General features: G+C 68.6%; 11 protein-coding genes. 2 read left to right on the forward strand and 9 right to left on the reverse strand.

The features are described 5' to 3' along the window. Positions 1–7 precede the first annotated feature (7 nt). The 7 genes from ACZK0Z_RS17515 to pilG all read right to left on the reverse strand — a co-directional run bounded on the left by ACZK0Z_RS17515 (position 8) and on the right by pilG (position 11,868). On the reverse strand, positions 8–472 hold the full coding sequence (locus ACZK0Z_RS17515; RefSeq protein ID WP_005410712.1) for a chemotaxis protein CheW: 465 nt from the start codon (positions 470–472) through the stop codon (positions 8–10). Next, entirely contained in the window at positions 469–1,803 is a 1,335-nt protein-coding gene (locus ACZK0Z_RS17520; RefSeq protein ID WP_197633554.1) for a chemotaxis protein CheB, read from the reverse strand. Before ACZK0Z_RS17520 ends, ACZK0Z_RS17515 begins: the two co-directional genes overlap by 4 nt. Further along, positions 1,790–8,377 (reverse strand): Hpt domain-containing protein, encoded by a 6,588-nt coding sequence (locus tag ACZK0Z_RS17525; protein ID WP_197633553.1) that lies wholly within the window; start codon positions 8,375–8,377, stop codon positions 1,790–1,792. Before ACZK0Z_RS17525 ends, ACZK0Z_RS17520 begins: the two co-directional genes overlap by 14 nt. A 100-nt stretch (positions 8,378–8,477) precedes the next feature. After that, positions 8,478–10,514, reverse strand: a complete 2,037-nt coding sequence (locus ACZK0Z_RS17530; protein WP_197633552.1) for a methyl-accepting chemotaxis protein — start codon at positions 10,512–10,514, stop codon at positions 8,478–8,480. A 41-nt stretch (positions 10,515–10,555) separates the two neighbouring features. After that, a complete protein-coding gene (locus ACZK0Z_RS17535) occupies positions 10,556–11,086 on the reverse strand; it encodes a chemotaxis protein CheW (RefSeq protein ID WP_049431795.1) in 531 nt (176 codons plus the stop codon). Then, on the reverse strand, positions 11,086–11,448 hold the full coding sequence (locus ACZK0Z_RS17540) for a response regulator transcription factor (protein ID WP_014648093.1): 363 nt from the start codon (positions 11,446–11,448) through the stop codon (positions 11,086–11,088). The genes ACZK0Z_RS17535 and ACZK0Z_RS17540 overlap by 1 nt, the downstream gene beginning before the upstream one ends. Positions 11,449–11,466: 18 nt before the next feature. After that, the gene (pilG, locus tag ACZK0Z_RS17545) at positions 11,467–11,868 is read right to left on the reverse strand and encodes a twitching motility response regulator PilG (RefSeq protein ID WP_005418455.1); all 402 of its coding nucleotides are present in this window, start codon (positions 11,866–11,868) and stop codon (positions 11,467–11,469) included. Positions 11,869–12,108: 240 nt separating this feature from the next. Here pilG and gshB point away from each other — a divergent pair, with 240 nt between their 5' ends. Both gshB and ACZK0Z_RS17555 read left to right on the forward strand, forming a co-directional pair. Continuing rightward, positions 12,109–13,056, forward strand: a complete 948-nt coding sequence (gene gshB / locus ACZK0Z_RS17550; protein ID WP_012511876.1) for a glutathione synthase — start codon at positions 12,109–12,111, stop codon at positions 13,054–13,056. Further along, a complete protein-coding gene (locus tag ACZK0Z_RS17555; RefSeq protein WP_049431798.1) occupies positions 13,056–13,940 on the forward strand; it encodes an energy transducer TonB in 885 nt (294 codons plus the stop codon). Before gshB ends, ACZK0Z_RS17555 begins: the two co-directional genes overlap by 1 nt. Positions 13,941–14,515: 575 nt before the next feature. Here the strand turns inward: ACZK0Z_RS17555 and tsaB are convergent. Both tsaB and ACZK0Z_RS17565 read right to left on the reverse strand, forming a co-directional pair. Continuing rightward, entirely contained in the window at positions 14,516–15,229 is a 714-nt protein-coding gene (tsaB, locus tag ACZK0Z_RS17560) for a tRNA (adenosine(37)-N6)-threonylcarbamoyltransferase complex dimerization subunit type 1 TsaB (RefSeq protein ID WP_049427805.1), read from the reverse strand. A 9-nt stretch (positions 15,230–15,238) separates the two neighbouring features. After that, positions 15,239–17,299 (reverse strand): DNA repair helicase YoaA, encoded by a 2,061-nt coding sequence (locus ACZK0Z_RS17565; RefSeq protein WP_197633806.1) that lies wholly within the window; start codon positions 17,297–17,299, stop codon positions 15,239–15,241. Positions 17,300–17,836 lie beyond the last annotated feature (537 nt).

Consider the following 17,836-nt stretch of genomic DNA (forward strand, 5'->3'; position numbering starts at 1 on the left):
TGGTAGATCAGGCCGCCAGCGAATCCAGTGCGGCTTCCAGCGCGTCCAGGTTTGGCAGCAACGCGCTCTGCTCACCCAGCAGCACGCGCATGTGCACGATCTGCGGCAGGGTTTCCTCGGAAGCATCGGCCAGCAGGCCATCGCGCGGCACCGAGATCAACTGCGGGAAATTCTGCGTCAGCAGCGCGTAGTACGGGCGCTGCGCGTTGCCGCTCAGTGCCTTCAGCACCACCACCTTGTTGTGGCCGCCCACCGCTTCCTCGCCCAGCCCGGAAAGCCGCGCGAACGACACCAGCGGTACCTGCCAGCCGTGCCAGCCGATCTCGCCGACCAGCCAGCGCGGTGCATCGGAGACCGGCTGCACCGGCACCCGCGACATCATTTCGGCCACGGTGGCATTGGGCAGCAGCACGCGCTCATTGCCGGCCTGGATCAGGACTCCGCGGATTTCGTCATTGCTGGCATAGCTCATGGTGCGTCTCCGTTGTCGTCCTGCTCGCCCCAGCGCGCGGCAATCGCCTGCGCCAGGTCCTGCGGTTCGCCGGCCACCATGCCGGCAGCCACCACGGCCGTCGCCGCGGCGGGGTCGTAGCAGCCCTCGCCCACCTGGCCGGCCACCCAGGCACCGGCTGCGGCAAGGTCCAGTGCCGGCCCGACATGGGCCAGGTCGGCGCCGCTGAGCAGCACCAGCGCAGTATGTTCCGCCGGCAGCGCGGCCAGCGAGATACCCTGCGCATCGCTTAGGAAATGCAGGCCGTCGGCGGTCACGCTTACGCCGATGTCATCGGCCAGCACGTGCACCTCACCGGGGACGGCCCGCTGGCCGGCTTCGGCCAGCTGCACCGGCAACGGCGACACGCGTGCCATCTGCTTGACCAGGTTGCCGTAGCGGCCGCCATCCAGGCGCATGTGCACCAGCACCGGTACGCTCAGCGACGACGGCAGCGCGCCGAGCAGGCGGCGCAGCGCGTCCGGGCCACCAATGCCGGCCAGCACCAGCAGCGAGCCGGCACGTGCGCCCGCAGGCGCCGCAGCGTCCAGGTCCACCAGGCTGAGGTGATCGGTATCGAAGGATGGCAGCGGCGCTTCCACCGCGGCGCTGTGGCCGGTGGCCGCGGGTACGTCTGCCACGTCATCGACCAGCGACCACGCGGTGTGGTCGAAGGATACCGGCGGCGTAACCGGTGCGGCCGGCGTGGCGACCGGCTGCATCGGCGCTGCCTCCAGCGGCTCCGGCACGACCGGCTGCAGCGCGGCCAGTGCCTGCTCCAGCGCGATCGGTTCGTGCAGGTGCGCCGGTGGCGCATACAGGCTGTCCGCCGGCACTTCGTCCGCCCAGCTCGATGCCTGGTCCAGATGCGGCTGAAGCGCGTCTTCCCGTGGTGCCGGCGGCGGTGCCGGGTGACCCGGTTCCAGCCGCAGGGCGGGTTCGTCTTCCGCACCCGGCGGCAGCACCTGCTGGTGACCGTGCAGCTTGGCGGCCAGGTGGCGGCCCCAGCGCTGTGCCTCCCAACCATCACGGCGCGCCGCGAGTTCGGCCTCGTCGAAGACCAGGGTCAGGCCCGGTGCGGACAGCACCGCTTCAAGCCGTTCCAGAGCATCCTCGATGGCCGCCTCCAGCGCGATCACCACGAACTGTGGACGCGCGTCCTGCAGGAGCTGAGGCTCCAGGACGTTCGGGTCGTCTTCCAGCACCAGCTGCACATCGGCGTGCGACAACGCTTCGCGCAGGCGCTCGCGCGCCGCGCCAGGGCGGGCCAGCAGGGCGACGGCCGGAGCCGCCTGGGCTTCACTCACGGACACGGGCGATCCCCAGCAGGTCGTACACGTTACGCATCAGGTCCAGCTCCTGGTACGGCTTGCCCAGGTAGCGCTGCACGCCGATCTCGAAGGCACGCTGGCGGTGCTTGTCGCCGCTGCGCGAGGTGATCATCACGATCGGCACGTCCTTGTAGCGCGGGTCGGCACGCATCGCGGTGGCAAGCTCGTAGCCATCCATGCGCGGCATCTCGATGTCCAGCAGCATCAGGTCGGGCACACGCTCTTCCAGGCGCTCCAGTGCTTCCACGCCGTCGCGGGCGACACTGACCTCGAAGTTGTGGCGTTCGAGGATGCGCCCGGTGACCTTGCGCATGGTCAGCGAGTCGTCCACCACCATCACCAGCGGCACCTGGCGCTCCTGGCGCGGGGCGTTGGCCAGCACCGGCAGCGTCGGGTTGGCGAGGAAGCGGCGCACCAGCGGTGCCACGTCCAGGATCACCACCACGCGGCCATCGCCGGTGATGGTGGCGCCATAGATGCCCGGCACCGAAGCGATCTGCAGGCCGACCGGCTTGACCACGATTTCGCGGTTGCCCAGCACCTGGTCGATCGCCACGGCGGCACGCAGGTCACCCGCACGGACCAGCAGCAGCGGCACCTGGTCCTGGCCATCGGCACGCGCCGGAGCCTGCCCGACCAGGCTGCCGAGGTCGTACAGCGGATAGTCCTCGCCGCTGTAGCGATAGCTGCTGTCGGCCGCTTCGAAACGCTCGCGCGACAGGCGGCCGATGCCACTGACCGAGGCGACCGGCACCGCAAAGGTGGTTTCGCCGATCTGCACGAACACCGCCTGGGTGACGGCCAGCGTCTGCGGCAGGCGCAGGGTGAAGCGCACGCCCTGGCCACGCACCGACTGGATGTCGACCGAACCACCCAGCTGGCGCACTTCGTTGCGCACCACGTCCATGCCCACGCCGCGGCCTGCCAGCTGGCTGACCTGGTCGGCGGTGGTGAAACCGGAGGCGAAGATCAGGTTGTCCAGTTCCTGCTCGTTCGGCTGCGCATCGGCGGCCAGCAGGCCACGGTCGATGGCGCGGCGGCGGATCGCTTCGCGGTCCAGGCCGGCACCGTCGTCAGCCACTTCCAGCACGATCTCCGAGCCTTCGCGGTGCAGGCGGATGGCGATCTCGCCCTCCTCCGGCTTGCCAGCGGCGCGGCGCTGTTCCGGCGCTTCCAGGCCATGGGCCACGGAGTTGCGCAGCATGTGCTCCAGCGGCGCGACCATGCGATCGAGGACGTTGCGGTCCAGTTCGCCGTGAGTGCCTTCCAGGGTCAGGTGGACCTGCTTGCCGGTATCCATGCCGGATTGGCGGACCACGCGGCGCAGGCGCGGCACCAGGCCATCGAACGGCACCATGCGCGCACGCATCAGGCCGTCCTGCAGTTCCGAGCTGACGCGCGACTGCTGCTGCAACAGCGAATCGTACTGGCGCGACAGATCGTCCAGCACGCCCTGCAGGCCGCCAAGGTCGGCAGCGGACTCGTTCAGCGCACGGCTGAGCTGCTGCAGGGTGGAGAAACGGTCCAGTTCCAGCGGATCGAACTTCTGGTCAGCCTGGTCCTGCTCGCGCTGGTAGCGGGCGACGATCTGCGCCTCGGTTTCCAGGTCGAGGCGGCGCAGCTGGTCGCGAAGACGCGCATTGGTGCGCTCCAGTTCGCCCATGGCGCCACGGAAGGCGCCGAGCTGCTGTTCCAGGCGCGAACGGTAGATCGCCACTTCACCGGCGTGGTTGACCAGGCGGTCGAGCAGGTCGGCGCGCACGCGCACCTGTTCCTGCTGCGGACGGGCCGACGGGTCTTCGTCGGCCACGCCTTCGGCCGGCAGCGGTGCCGACAGCGGGGCATCGGCCGGCGACGCCAGCGGGCCCTCAGCCTGTGCCGGCACAGCCTCGGCCTCGCTGGCCGCACGCGCGGCCACAGCGGCCGCCGCGATATCGGTGGTGGTGCGGACCTCGAAGGCCTCCACCAGATCCTGTGCGGGCTCCACCACGCGGTGGGCACCGGTGCGCGTGAGCAGCTGGTGCAGACGGTCGAAGCCGCGCTCCAGCAGCTGCACGTCGCGGCGTTCGATCTCGGTGCGACCGGCCGCCACGGCTTCCAGCAGGGATTCGATGCTGTGGCCCAGATCGCCGATGGCATTGATGCCGGCCATGCGTGCGCCACCCTTCAGGGTGTGCAGGTCACGCTGCAGGCCGGCCAGTACCTCTCGATCCTGCGGCGCATCGCGCAGTTCGCTGATCAGGCCGTCGCAGTGGTCAAGCAGATCCTTGCCTTCCTCGACGAAGATGTCGACCAGCTCGCGGTCATAAACACTGAAATCGAGCGCATCGGCGCCGTCCGCGTTGTCTTCCAGAGCGGAGGCTTCTTCGTGGAGCGGGGAACGCGCCACGGCGCCGGCCTCGACATCGGCCTGGACCTCGCCCTGCCCCGGTGCATCTTCCAGTTCGAAGAACCGCACCGGCTCGGCGGAGGCCTGCAGTGCTTCGGTCGCGCTCACCTCATTCACCGTCGCCGGGGACGGCTGATCGGCGCTCTCTCCTTCGCCGACCGCCGCCTCCCCGCCGACGTCCGCATCCTCGGCAAAGGCTTCCGCCTCGCCCGGCGCGAGTTCGCTGGCCTGGAGGCCGAGCACGGGCCATTGCCCGTCGTCGTCCAGGGTCTGCTCTTCATCGATCACGTGCAGGCCGGCCTCGAGCGCGGCTGCCAGCGTGACCGGTTCTGCAAAACCCGGCGCAGCCATTTCATCCTGCAGGCTCGACAGCTCGCTGTCGAGTGGCAGTGCAGCAGCGTCGTCGTCGAGGCTGGCGTCGGCATCGCCCAGGCCAGCGGACATCGACGTATTCAGGTCGATTGCGTCAACCTCCACGGACACCGGCATCTCATCGGCGTCGCGGTCATCCACCGGCAGCGCGCGGGCGTCGAGGTAGGGCGACAGGTCGTCCGCGGCGGTCAGATCGGCCTCCGCGACCGGCGTCGCTGCGGCGTCCACGTCGGTCGTCGCAACAACCGGCTCGCTCTCGACGGGCTGGATCGATTCAATCGATCCGATGTCCTCGGCGATGGCTTCGCCTTCACCCGGTACCAATGGCCATCCGGCATCGAAGTATCGCGACAGATCATCGCTGCCGGTCAATTCGCCGACATCGAGGCCTGTGCCGATCGCGCCCGCGGTCCCGGCGGCCTGCGCATCGGCGGCAAGCGGTTCCAGCTCGGGCCCGGCAGGTTCGATCCCGGGCGCAGCAGCTTCGAACGCAGGACCAGTCTCCCCGGCCTCCAGCGCCAGATCCTCGTCGTCGTCCTCCAGCCCGACCATCGGCCAGCGCGCTTCCGGCAGTTCACCGGCCAGCGCCTGCAGGCGCTGCACCAGCGCTTCCTGCGGGGTGATGCGCGGCTGTTCGGCCTGCAGCGCTTCCATGGTCGCGGTGATCGCCTGCGCGGTCGCATCCAGTGCAGCCACGCCCTCGTCGCCCGGCACCACGTCCGCGGCCAGCGCACGCTTGATGTAGGACTCGGCACCGCCGGTAACGGCAGTGATTTCCGGCACTTCGGTCATCGCGAAGGCGCCGTTCATGGTGTGCACCGCGCGCAGCAGCGCGTCGCTGACCGGCTGCGGCGCCTGCTGCGCCGAGCGCAGCCAGTCCTGCAGGGTCGCCTGGTGGACTTCCACTTCGGCTTCCAGGATCTCGCGCAGTACGCTGTCGATGTTGGCCGGCGTGCCCAGTGCTTCGGGCGCCGGGTCCGCATCGGCTTCAGCCTCCACCGACGCCATTGCTTCGGCTTCGAGGATGCGGCTGATCTCGTCCTCGCCATCGACTTCGACCACCGGTGCGGCGGGAGCCGCCGCGACCGGCAGCGGTACGTAATAGGTTTCCTCACCCGCGCCGACGCGATCGGCAATGGCCTGCATCGCCTGCAGGTCCACGCTGATCCGCTGGCCATGGCGCAGTGCGGCGTTCAGCTGCGGCAGCGCGGCATGCGCGTTGTCGACCATGGCCAGCACGGCTGGCGTCGCCGGGCGGCTGCCGTCGAGCACGCGGTTGAGCATGCCCTCGATCTTCCACGCGAATTCACCCAGGGTGCGTGCACCGACCAGTCGGCCACTGCCCTTGAGCGTGTGGAAGATGCGGCGGATAGGACGCAGACGGTCCATGTTGTCCGGCTGCATGCGCCATGCCGGCAGTAACGTACCGAGGTTGGCCAGTTCGTCGTCGAACTCTTCCAGGAACACCTCGCGGATGTCCTCGTCGATGTTCTCGGCATCGTCGTCGAAGCCCGCCTCGAAGCCGGCTTCTGTACCTTCCGCGTCGCCCACGGCGACCGGCGCTTGCGCATCGGCCGGCGTTGGGGTCGCCTGCGGATTGAAGTCCGCGGCCGCAGCGCTCAGCTCGGCAAAGAACTGCGCGTCAGCTTCGCTGAAATCAATCGGCGCGATGGTGTCGATGTCGATCACCGACACCGCCGCTGCCGGCGCATCGGCAAGCGACGCGGGCGCTTCCACCGGCACATCCACAGGGGTGATGTCCGGTTCTGCGGCAACAGGGTTCTCTTCCACCACCACAGGGGCGGTGGCATCGACGCTCTCCAGCAACGGATGCAGCCCGGCAGCGTCGTCCAGCGACAACGTTTCCATCGCGTGCAGCGAGAGCACATCGTCGGCGTTATCCAGCGAGTCGGCGTCGAAACGGAACACCACGTCGTCGCTTGCAGAAACCGCATCATGCTCGGCGGCCACCGGGTCGAACACCGGTGCGGCATGCGTGCCGGTCTCGATGGACAGCGTCGCGTCGGCGGCGTCTTCGACGTCCAGGCCAGCCGTTGCACTGGACTGCACCGGCAGCGTCGCCTCCGGCAGCGTCCACTGCGTGGCGGCCCCCTGCCCTGCATCGACCTGTTCGAAACTGACCGGATCGAAGCTGGCAAACGTCGGGCTGCGCTCATCGTCCGCTGGTGCGAGCGGATCGGCCTCCGGATGGAACGGTGCCAGATCCCATTGCGGGACCTCGGGCGCCGGTGCACTGGAAGCAGCAAAGACCAGCGGTGCATCCGCCTCGTCATGCAGCGACAGCGGCGCGGAGGCGTCGGATCCCAGCCCACCGAACATCAGGCTGTTGTCGACCGTCGCCGGCGAAGGCGTGGCCGGTGGCGGATCGAAGGTGAAGTCCGGCAGCGGTACCGGCACCTCACCGGGTGCCGGTGCCGCCGACTGTACCGGGATCTCGATGTGCTCCGGCTGCAGTGCCGTGGCCAGCAGCGAAACCGGCTCACGCTCGATGGCCTGCGGCGCAAACAGTGCCGGCTCGCCCGCATCGCGGTCCGGCAGCGGCCAGTAGCGCAGCGCCTCGAGGCTGCTGCGGGTGATGTCGAGGATGTCCTCGCGGCCCGGACGACGGTCGCGCAGGGCTTCCAGGTAGTACTCCAGGCTGGCCATGGCGTCGGCCAGGGTGTCCAGCTGGCGGCCGCTCGGCACGCGCTGGCGGCCAATCAGCTCGGCCTCGATGTACTGCTGCACACCGCGCAGGTAGTCGGCAGCGGTACCCAGGTCGAGCATGCGCAGCGCGCCGGAGACGTCGCCCAGCAGGCGCGGCACGTCCTGCAGCTCGGCGTGGTGCCAGCCGGTTTCGATGAACGCGACGAAATGCTCGCGGGCGGCGGCGAAGTTGGCGATGGCCTCATGGGCCAGTACCTCTACCGTGCGCCGGTTCTCCACTGCGCTCGGATCGTCCTCGCCACTGCCGCCGGCGCCCAGATGGGCGACCTGGTCATCCAGCGAGGCATCCACGTAGAGCAGCGCACCGGCGATATCCAGCAGCAGGTTCTCATCGATCTGCTGGCGGCCTTCGACCACGCCACGCAGTGCATCACGCTGCTGCACGACCACGCCGCGGGCCACGCCCAGGCCCATCATGCCCAGCGTATCGGCCACCGCGCCCAGTTCATTGGCCTGGGTCTGCAGCTGTTCCGGCGCACCGCCGGTACGCAGGTGCAGGTCCAGTGCGTCCTTGATGCGCAGCAGTTCTTCCTTCACCGCGCTGCCAACGGTGTCGAGCAGTTCGCGGTTGCGCCCGCTCAGACTGCCACGCGCATGGTCCAGCTCGGCTTCGGTGGCGGTGACGCTGTCCGGCGCGAACGCCAGCAGCACGCTGTCATGCACGCCTTCCTCGCCACGCGCGGCGCGGATCTCGTTGAGCAACGGCATCAACACGATCGGAATGTCGCGATGACCGTTCTGCAGGCGCTCCAGGTAGTCGGGCAGCAGCACGCTGCCGCGCATCAGGGTCGCGCAGGCTTCATCCCGGTCCGCCACGCCACCGGCGCCGATGGCATGGGCCAGCTGTTCAAGCTCCTCGGCCACCATCGCCGGCGCGTACAGCTCGACCATGCGCAGGGTGCCCTGCACCTGGTGCAGGTAGCCGGCGCAGATGCGCATGCGGCTGGCATCGGTCGGGTCTTCCGCGTAGTACTCGACCTCGTTGCGCACCTGGCGCAGGGTCTCGTCCAGCTCGGGCTTGACCCAGCCCAGCGCTGCGTGGCTCATCGCATCGCGCAGACTGCTCATGGACGCGCTCCGTTCGCCGCCGCGCGGAAGCCGCGCGAGTTCTGGCGTGGGGAATGGAAATGCTTCATCGACTGGTTCCTTGCTCGCCGCCCTGCCCGCGTCACGCCGGCAGCTTGAAGTCGGCGACCGAACGACGCAGGTCGGCCGCCAGTTGCGCGAGGTGGCCGATCGATTCGGCGGTCTGCCCGGCACCCTGCGAGGTCTGGCCGGTGATCTGCCGGATCACGCCCATGGTGCGGGTGATGTCCGAGGCCGCGGCCGACTGCTGCTGGGCGGCGATGGAGATGTTCTTGATGAGGGTGTTCAGTGCATTGGACACGCGCTCGATTTCGGTCAGCGCGGTGCCGGCGTCCTCGGCCAGGCGTGCACCGGACACCACTTCGGCGGTGGTCTGTTCCATCGAGGTGACCGCTTCGTTGGTATCGGCCTGAATGGCCTGCACCAGGTTCTCGATGCGTCGGGTCGCACCCGAGGTGCGTTCTGCCAGGCGCTGCACTTCGTCGGCCACGACCGCGAAACCGCGACCCGCTTCACCGGCCGAAGCCGCCTGCACCGCCGCGTTCAACGCCAGGATGTTGGTCTGCTCGGAAATGTCGTTGATCAGTTCCACGATCGAGCCGATTTCCTGCGACGACTCGCCCAGGCGCTTGATGCGCTTGGAGGTTTCCTGGATCTGGTCGCGGATCTGGTCCATGCCCTGGATGGTCTCGCGCACCACGCCGGCACCCTCGGCGGCGATCACCACCGAGCGCTGTGCCACGTCGGCCGATTCGGCCGAGTTGCGCGACACCTGCTCGATGCTCGCCGCGATTTCGCCGATGCGGTCCGACGCCGAGGTGATCTGGTTGGCCTGGTGGCCCGCCGCCTCTGCCAGCTGCATGGCGGTGGCCTGGGTTTCCTGGGTGGACACCGCAACCTTGGCCGAGGTGTCGTTGATGGTGGTCACCAGGTGGCGCAGCTCGTCGACCGCGTAATTGATTGCGTCCGCGATCGCGCCCGTCATGTCCTCGGTCACCGAGGCCTTCACCGTCAGGTCACCCTCACCGAGCGAGGAAATTTCGTCCAGCAGCCGCATGATGGCCTGCTGGTTGCGGCTGTTGAATTCCACCTGGGTCTGGTAACGCAGTTCCTGCTCGCGCGAGCGGCTGCGCACGTTGGTGGAGACAAAGCCGATGATCGCGATCAGCGACAGCGCACCGGACACCACGCCGATCCAGAAATTCGGGAACAGGCGGGTATCGGACACCGAACCGAACGAGGAGAACGCCTCGAACAGCTTGCGGCTATCGTCCAGCATGTGCGCCGAACCCTGGCCCAGCGCGGTGGCCGCCGACTGCGCGGCGAACAGCTGGCGCGAGCTGGCCAGGATCGCGTCGGCGTCCTGCTTCATCGCTTCCCACTTCTGCTGCGACTGCTCCAGCGCGGCGACGGCGGCGGCACCGCGCACGGCGGTGATGCCCAGTTCTTCGTTGCCGTTGCGCAGGCCGTCGAGCACCTGCGAGAACACGGTGATGTCGCGTGCCAGCGCGTCGCCGGAGGTCGCCGCGGCGCTGCCGCCGGCGCGCATTTCGGTCACGCGGCGGGCCATCGAGCCGGCCACCACGACCTGCTGCAGTGCGCTGTACACCTGCGACGACGGCGCACCCGAGGCTGACATCGCGCGCACCAGCTCGTTCAGCTGGGCCTGCAGGCCCGGCACCGCGCCGGTGAAGTTGTTGGCGTTGCCGGCCAGCGCCAGCACCGCGGGCTCGCTGGCGACCAGCTGCCCGGCCTGCTTGCCCAGCGGCGCCCAGGTTTCACCCAGCGTGGTGATCGCGCCAGACACACCCGGCTCCTTGCCGTAGCGCCCCTGCAGGGTCGACACGTTCTGTTCGATCGCGTTGCGGGTCGCCTTGAAGGCGGTGAACGCCTGTGCGTTGCCGCCCACCGCGTCACGGCCCTGGTTGGCCAGCTGCTGCGACAGTACCTGCAGGTCGGCGGCCTTGGAGCCGGCGTCGGCCAGGCGGCTGCCCTGCCAGGTGGCGACGCCGGTGTTGACGCCGAACAGGATCATCGATGCCAGCAGCAGGAACAGCCAGAGGTTGCTGCCGCCCAGCCGCAGCTTGCCGGATTTGGTGGCGTCCGAAGCAGTACTCATCGTTCAACCTCGATCTTCAATGCAGGGGGCGGTGCCCGGCCTCAGGCCGCGGCTTGCCGGAATTCAGGGGTGCGCGACAGCAGCGAGAGCGAGAACACGCCCCAGTCATGGCCGTCGGCGTGGAAGGCGCGATCGACGAAATGGCCGTAGCGCCCTTCGGCCAGCATGCCGGCTTCGATCTGCTGGTCCAGTTCGAAGCTGCGCTGGCCGAACAGTTCATCGATGGTCAGCGCGACGTCGCCGCCGGCCTGGCGCATGATCAGCACGCGCTGGCCTTCCTGCTGCACGGTACGCGTGCCTTCCAGGAAGTACTTCAGGTCGACCACCGGGAACAGGTTACCGCGCAGGTTGCCCACGCCCAGCAGCCACGGCTGTGCGCACGGCACCGGGGTGACCGGCGGCATCGGCACGATTTCCACCACTTCGCGGAAATCGGACACCAGCCGACGCTGGCCGACGCGGTAACCCACGCCACGCCAGAGGTCCTGCGCGAACTGCCGCTCGGGCAGCTGCACCGCGTGGGCCAGGCTGCGCCGTTCGTAGGCTTCGAGGATGTCGAAGGGCGAGCGCATCAGGCCACCAGCTCGTTGATCCGCGCGATCAGTTCATCCTCGCGCGGCGGCTTGACGATGTAGTCGGCCGCGCCCTGGCGCAGGCCCCAGGCCTTGTCGGTTTCCATCGCCTTGGTGCTGACGATGATCACCGGGATGTGCTTGATCGCTGCGTCACGGGCCATCGCCCGGGTCGCCTGGAAGCCGCTCATGCCGGGCAGGACCACGTCCATCAGCACCAGCTGTGGCGCCTGGTCACGCACCAGCTGCAGTCCATCCTCGGCGTTGTCCGCTTCCAGCACCTCGTGGCCGGCACGGCGCAGCCACTGGGTGAACACCGCGCGGTCGGTCGGTGAATCCTCGATCAGAACGATACGAGCCATTGTGCCTTTCCCCCCTGGTCAGGCGTTGACGTATGTGCGGATGGCACCCAGCAGTTCTTCACGCGTGAAAGGCTTCGTCAGGTATTGCTCCGAGCCGACGATGCGTCCCCGCGCCTTGTCGAACAGCCCATCCTTGGACGAGAGCATGATGACCGGGGTCGCCTTGAACAGCTGGTTGCCCTTGATCAGCGCGCAGGTCTGGTACCCGTCCAGGCGCGGCATCATGATGTCGACGAAGATGATCTGCGGTTGCTGGTCTGCGATCTTCGCAAGCGCTTCGAAGCCGTCGGTGGCGGTGACCACCTCGCAGCCTTCGCGCTTGAGCAGCGTTTCCGCAGTCCTGCGGATGGTCTTCGAATCATCGATGACCATCACCCGGAGTCCTGCGAGTTCCCCGCCCGCAGTCGTGTTTTCAGTCATTGCCTATCCCCAAGCGCACGGCCCGATCTCTGGCGGGGGCCGCTACGAAAGCGTATCTATATCGCACTTTCCGCGCCCGCTTCAAGGCCGCCCCACGGCGTGGGGCATGGAGGCCTCCTGAACGTGACGGGTTTCGCAATGACTGCGCGAGCGCCCGGCGGACGCAGCGTTGCAGTACGGCGGGGAGGCGCGCGACCGGCGTTGCCGCTACCATCAACGCCTTGCCTGACAGGTGCGCCCATGCCGTTGAACGTCATCGTGGTGATGGACCCCATCGCCCACATCAAGATCGCCAAGGACACCACCTTCGCCATGCTGCTGGAAGCCCAGCGCCGCGGCCATGCCCTGCACTACGTGCGTCCGGGCGGCCTGGCCCTGGAGGGCGGCGTGGCGGTGGCCCAGACCGCGCCATTGCAGGTGCGCGACGACCCGGCCGGCTGGTATGAGCTGGGCGCATTCAGCCGCACCGAATTCGGCCCCGGCCAGATCGTGCTGATGCGCAAGGACCCACCGGTCGACGCCGAGTACATCTATGACACCCAGGTGCTGGACGTGGCCGCAGCTGCCGGCGCCTGCGTGGTCAACAACCCGCAGGGCCTGCGCGACTACAACGAGAAGCTGGCCGCCCTGCTGTTCCCGCAGTGCTGCCCGCCCACCCTGGTCAGCCGCGACGCCAAGGCGTTGAAGGCCTTCGCGCTGGAGCATGGCCAGGCCGTGCTGAAGCCGCTGGACGGCATGGGCGGCCGCTCGATCTTCCGCAGCGGCCAGGGCGATCCGAACCTGAACGTGATCCTGGAAACGCTGACCGACGGCGGCCACAGGATGGCGCTGGCGCAGAAATTCATTCCCGACATCACCGCCGGCGACAAGCGCATCCTGCTGGTCGATGGCGAGCCCGTCGACTACTGCCTGGCGCGCATCCCGCAGGGCGATGAATTCCGCGGCAACCTCGCCGCCGGCGGTCGCGGCGAAGGCCGCCCGCTGAGCGAGCGCGACCGCTGGATCGCTGCCCAGGTGGGCCCGGAAATGAAGCGTCGTGGCATGCGCTTCGTCGGCCTGGACGTGATCGGCGACTACCTGACCGAGGTCAACGTGACCAGCCCGACCTGCGTGCGCGAACTGGACGCACAGTACGGCCTGAACATCGCCGGCACCCTGTTCGACGCGCTCGAGGCCGGCCTGCGCTGATGCCCTCCGCACCTGCCGTCCTGCCCCCGCCACCGCGCGAAGCGCAACGGCTGGGGGCGACCATCGCGCTGTCTGTGCTGGTCCACGCCCTGCTGATCCTGGGCGTGGGCTTCGCCGTGAAGGGCGATGCGCCGCTGGTGCCGACGCTGGAAGTGATCTTCAGCCAGACCCGCACCGCGCTGACCCCGAAACAGGCCGATTTCCTGGCTGCGGCCAACCAGGAAGGTGGTGGCGAGCACGACCGCGCGCAGCGTCCGCGCGACAACCAGGCCGGCATCGTGCCGCAGGCCCAGTCAGGGCTGAGCCCTGTGCCGCAGCAGCAGCAATCGGCTGCGCCGGTTCCGCCGCCGCAGGCACGGGTGGTCAGCAGCCGCAATGGCGAAGAGGTGGTAGCGCAGGCGCAGGCCCGCCCCACGCCGGATCAGCCCGAACCGGATGCGCCCTTGAGTGCGCGCGAACAGCGCGACGTGGAGATGGCACGGCTGGCTGCCGAAGTGCACCTGCGCTCGGCGCAGTACGCCAAGCGCCCGAACCGCAAGTTCGTGTCGGCCAGCACGCGTGAGTATGCCTACGCCAATTACCTGCGCGCCTGGGTCGACCGTGCGGAGAAGGTAGGCAACCTGAATTACCCGGATGAGGCCAGGCAGCGCCGCCTCGGCGGCCAGGTGGTGATCAGCGTGGGCGTGCGCCGCGATGGCAGCGTGGAGAGCAGCCGGATCCTGCGTTCGAGCGGTACGCCGTTGCTGGATGAGGCAGCGCTGCGGGTGGTGCAGCTGGCGCAGCCGTTCCCGCCGTTGCCGAAGACCGAGGACGAGATCGATATCCTGCAGGTGACCCGTACCTGGGTGTTCCTGCCGGGCGGCACCCTGCACGACGACCGGTAGGGGTTTGTTGCCCGGGCCTGCGGCCCGGGGCCCGCTGCAAGGCTGGAGCAACGGCAACAGCAACGGCAACAGCGGCGGTCGGTGTACTGAGGCTTGGCGGGGCGGTGTCGGGCGGCGGGGACGCCGCAAGTACGTCCCTGTAGGCTTAGCCGCGGCATCCATGCCGCGGATACCCCGCCACCCGACACCGCCCCACCTCCGACAGATCGCGGCGCATCATCGCTTTTGGTAGGTGTCGACCTTGGTCGACACACATCCGCGCCATGCGTGGATGCGAGCGAAGCGATCCGCTTTTGACTTTGATTTTCTTTTTGATTTTCCGTGGCGGACGCGCACGGAAACTGTCCGAGGCCGGGCGGGGTGGGTTCGCGGGGGTGTCGGCGGCATGGATGCCGCGGCCAAGCCCCCAGGGGTGAGGGCGCTTTGGTTGCGAAGCACTGCTTCGCAAGCGCCCGAACGCACAGCCGCCAGCGGCTGGGCCGGTCTGGGGGTTCACGGCGTCCCCCGCGAACCCACCCCGCCCGGCCAAGCGCGGCTTTTGATTTACACGACCAACCAACCCCGCCACGAGGGGCTCAGCCGTTGGCCTTCGCCTTCGCCTCGCGCGCGGCCTGCTGCTCCACCAGGGTCAGTGCCACGTTGTCACGCAGGTACGCGGGCTCGACCTTTTCCGGCGCAATCGCCTCGCCACGCGCGAAGGCCGGCACCGCCAGTGCCAGCACGTCCGACGCCCGCGGCAATGCCGTGGCATCGAATCCGCGAAGGCCGCTGGCCAACTCCGCCACCAGCGCGCCGTCGGCCGCGCCAAAGCCAGTGCCGACGCCGTAGGCCGACAAACCTTCCGGCAACGCCACCGCAGTGGGTGCGCACACGCGCTCGCCATCGCGCGCGACCGGCAGGCCGTCAACACGCTCGAAGCGCGCAACGTACAACTCCCCCATCCGTGCGTCGATCGCCGACAGGATCTGCGTTTCTTCCGCTGGTGCCCGCAGCGCCAGCACCTGCAGCGTCGAGACCGGCAGCAGCGGACGATCCAGCGCCAGTGCGATGCCCTGCGCGATGGCGATCGCCAGGCGCACGCCGGTGAAAGCACCAGGACCGCGGCTGAGCGCGATGCCGTCCAGCTGGCGACGGCTGATGCCGGCCTCGGCCAGCAGTGCCTCGGCCCACGGCAGGCTCAGTTCGGCATGCCGGCGCGGGGCAATCTCGAAGCGTTCCAGCACCTGCCCATCGACATGCAGGGCAACGGAACAGGCTTCGGTGGCGGTTTCAAAGGCGAGCAGTTTCATCGGATCAGGTCAGAACAGGGGGAACGTGGCGCCGGGCGCCGGTTCCGGGCCCACCGGAGGGGCGGTGGCTGGAACGGCATCATCGGCCACGGGCGCCCATTGTGGCGTAAAGAAGGCCTGCACATCGGCCAGGCTGCGGGTACGGCGGAACGGTGGCAGTGAATCGAGGAAAACCCGGCCGTAACCCCGGTTGAGCAGGCGCGGGTCGCACAGCACCAGCACGCCGCGGTCGCTCTCGCTGCGGATCAGGCGGCCGACCCCCTGCTTCAATGCGATCACCGCCTGCGGCAGCTGTTCATCACGGAACGGGTTGCCGCCCTGGCTGCGGATCGCCTCCAGCCGCGCCTCGTAGACCGGGTCGTCCGGGGCGGCAAAGGGCAGCTTGTCGATCATCACCACGCTCAGCGCTTCGCCGACCACGTCCACGCCCTCGCGGAAACTGGCCGAGCCCAGCAGCACACCATTGCCCGATTCGCGGAAGCGTTGCAGCAGCGTCGCGCGCGGCGCCTCGCCCTGCACGAACAACGGCCATGGCCCATCGCGCAGTGCCTCGGCAGCCTCACGCAGGGCGCGATGCGAAGCGAACAGCAGGAACGCCCTGCCCTGCGAGGCCTGCAGCACCGGCCGCAGGGTCTGGATGAGCGCGGTTCCGAAACCACGTGCGGCCGGATCGGGCAGGCCTTCGGGCAGGTAGCACAACGCCTGCTCGGGCCAATTGAAGGGGCTTGGCTGGACCAGCGTATGTGGATCGTCCAGGCCCAGGCGCGTGGCGATGTGATCGAATCCGCCGCCGACGGTCAGCGTCGCCGAGGTGAAGATCCATGCGGCGCGACTGCGTTCGCGATGCTCGCGCAACGGGCCGGACACATCCATCGGCGTGCGCTGGCAGCGGAAACCACGCGGCGTGAGCTCGTACCAGAGCACATCGGCGGCGCTGGCGGTCTCCACCGGATCGGTATCGAAATCGAGGGTGGGCTCATCATCGCCCAGCCAGCGACTGAGCCGCGAGACCGCCTCGCGCGCCCGGGCATGGCAGGCATCCAGGCCCGCCGCCGCTTCGCGCAGCGGCTGCAGCGCCTGTTCCAGCGCCTGTTCCAGCGCCACCAAGGCTGCCATCACCATGTCGAATCCGTCGCGCACCTGTGGCATCGCCAGCGCTCGCCATTGCGTGCCACGCGGCGGCAGCCCTCCCATCGACGAGCGCAACGCCAACAGCGACTGCTGCAACTGGTCGACCGGTTCCTGCAACGCCGACTGCGCCCCTCCTACGCCACGCGCTTCGGCCAGGCAGTCGCGACCCAGTTCCTGCCACGGGCGCATGCCAAAGCCTTCGCCGAAGAACTGCGCAGCCAGCTCGGGCAACTGGTGCGCCTCGTCGATGACGAAGGCCTGCGCACCCGGCAGCAGTTCACCGAAACCGTCCTGCTTCAACGCCAGGTCGGCCAGCAGCAGGTGATGGTTGACCACCACCACGTCGGCGGCCTGTGCGCGCTGTCGCGCACGCACCACGAAGCAGTCGTCCCAGAACGGGCAATCGGTGCCCAGGCAGTTGTCGACAGTGGAGGTGACCATCGGCAGCAGCGGTGAATCGTCGGCCAGCCCGTCGAGCTCGGCGACGTCGCCGAACTCCGAGCGACCGGACCAGGCCAGGATGCGCTGGAACTGCGCCGCTTGTTCACGGCTGGAGAACCGCGGCTCGCCGCGTGCCTGCTGCAGACGGTAACGGCACAGGTAGTTCGAACGTCCCTTCAACAGCGCGCTGCGCAGGCCGACACCGAGCGCCTGGCGCACGCGCGGCAGATCGCGGTGGTAGAGCTGGTCCTGCAGCGCGCGGGTACCGGTGGAGATGATGGTGCGCAACCCCGACAGCAGCACCGGCACCAGATAGGCGAAGGTCTTGCCGGTGCCGGTACCGGCCTCGGCCAGCAGCAGATCACGCTGCTGCATCGCATCGGCGATGGCTTCGGTCAGGCGCAGCTGGGCCGGGCGCGGGACGAAGGCGTCCAGGTGCGAGGCGAGCGCGCCGCCGTCGCTGAGGGCTTCGCGGCTGGCATGGACAAGGTCGGACATCAGAGGGAAAGGATACCCGGCCGGGCGCTGCCCGGCACCCGTTTCAAGCCAGGGCACCAGCAAAAGCAACGGCAACAGCTTGGTTCATGGCTCTGGGTTTCTACATGCTGGGCGGGTCGGGAGGGGCAGGCAGGACACGCCGTAAACCCATCCCTGGGGGCTCGATGGCGCCATCCATGGCGCCAACGGTCCTGCCTGCCCCTCCCGCCCCACCCTCGACAGTTTCCCGGTGACGGAGGGACGCGCTTCGTAGCGTCGAGCTTGCTCGACTGGCAGCTCAGGAGCTGTGGCAGGAACGGGAAAAGAAGATGGATTACTGCGAGAGCGCGCAGCGCGCGACCCGCTTTTGATTTTCTTTTTCTTCTCCGTGGCTGGCCGCACACGGAAATTGTCAGAGGTCGGGCGGGGTGGGTTCGCGGGGGTGTCCGCGGCATGGATGCCGCGGCCAAGCCCCCATGGATGGGTTCACGGCGTCCCCCGCGAACCCACCCCGCCCGGCCAAGCGCGGCTTTTGCTTCACGCGGCCAAACAGCCAGC

The organism is Stenotrophomonas sp. 116085_Sma, assembly GCF_056479585.1.

Coding starts and splice junctions, on each gene's coding strand:
- ACZK0Z_RS17515 (WP_005410712.1), bottom strand. CDS start 472: ATGAGCTATGCCAGCAATGACGAAATCCGCGGAGTCCTGATCCAGGCC.
- ACZK0Z_RS17555 (WP_049431798.1), top strand. CDS start 13,056: ATGCCCTCCGCACCTGCCGTCCTGCCCCCGCCACCGCGCGAAGCGCAA.
- pilG (WP_005418455.1), bottom strand. CDS start 11,868: ATGACTGAAAACACGACTGCGGGCGGGGAACTCGCAGGACTCCGGGTG.
- ACZK0Z_RS17540 (WP_014648093.1), bottom strand. CDS start 11,448: ATGGCTCGTATCGTTCTGATCGAGGATTCACCGACCGACCGCGCGGTG.
- tsaB (WP_049427805.1), bottom strand. CDS start 15,229: ATGAAACTGCTCGCCTTTGAAACCGCCACCGAAGCCTGTTCCGTTGCC.
- ACZK0Z_RS17530 (WP_197633552.1), bottom strand. CDS start 10,514: ATGAGTACTGCTTCGGACGCCACCAAATCCGGCAAGCTGCGGCTGGGC.
- ACZK0Z_RS17565 (WP_197633806.1), bottom strand. CDS start 17,299: ATGTCCGACCTTGTCCATGCCAGCCGCGAAGCCCTCAGCGACGGCGGC.
- ACZK0Z_RS17535 (WP_049431795.1), bottom strand. CDS start 11,086: ATGCGCTCGCCCTTCGACATCCTCGAAGCCTACGAACGGCGCAGCCTG.
- gshB (WP_012511876.1), top strand. CDS start 12,109: ATGCCGTTGAACGTCATCGTGGTGATGGACCCCATCGCCCACATCAAG.
- ACZK0Z_RS17525 (WP_197633553.1), bottom strand. CDS start 8,377: ATGAGCAGTCTGCGCGATGCGATGAGCCACGCAGCGCTGGGCTGGGTC.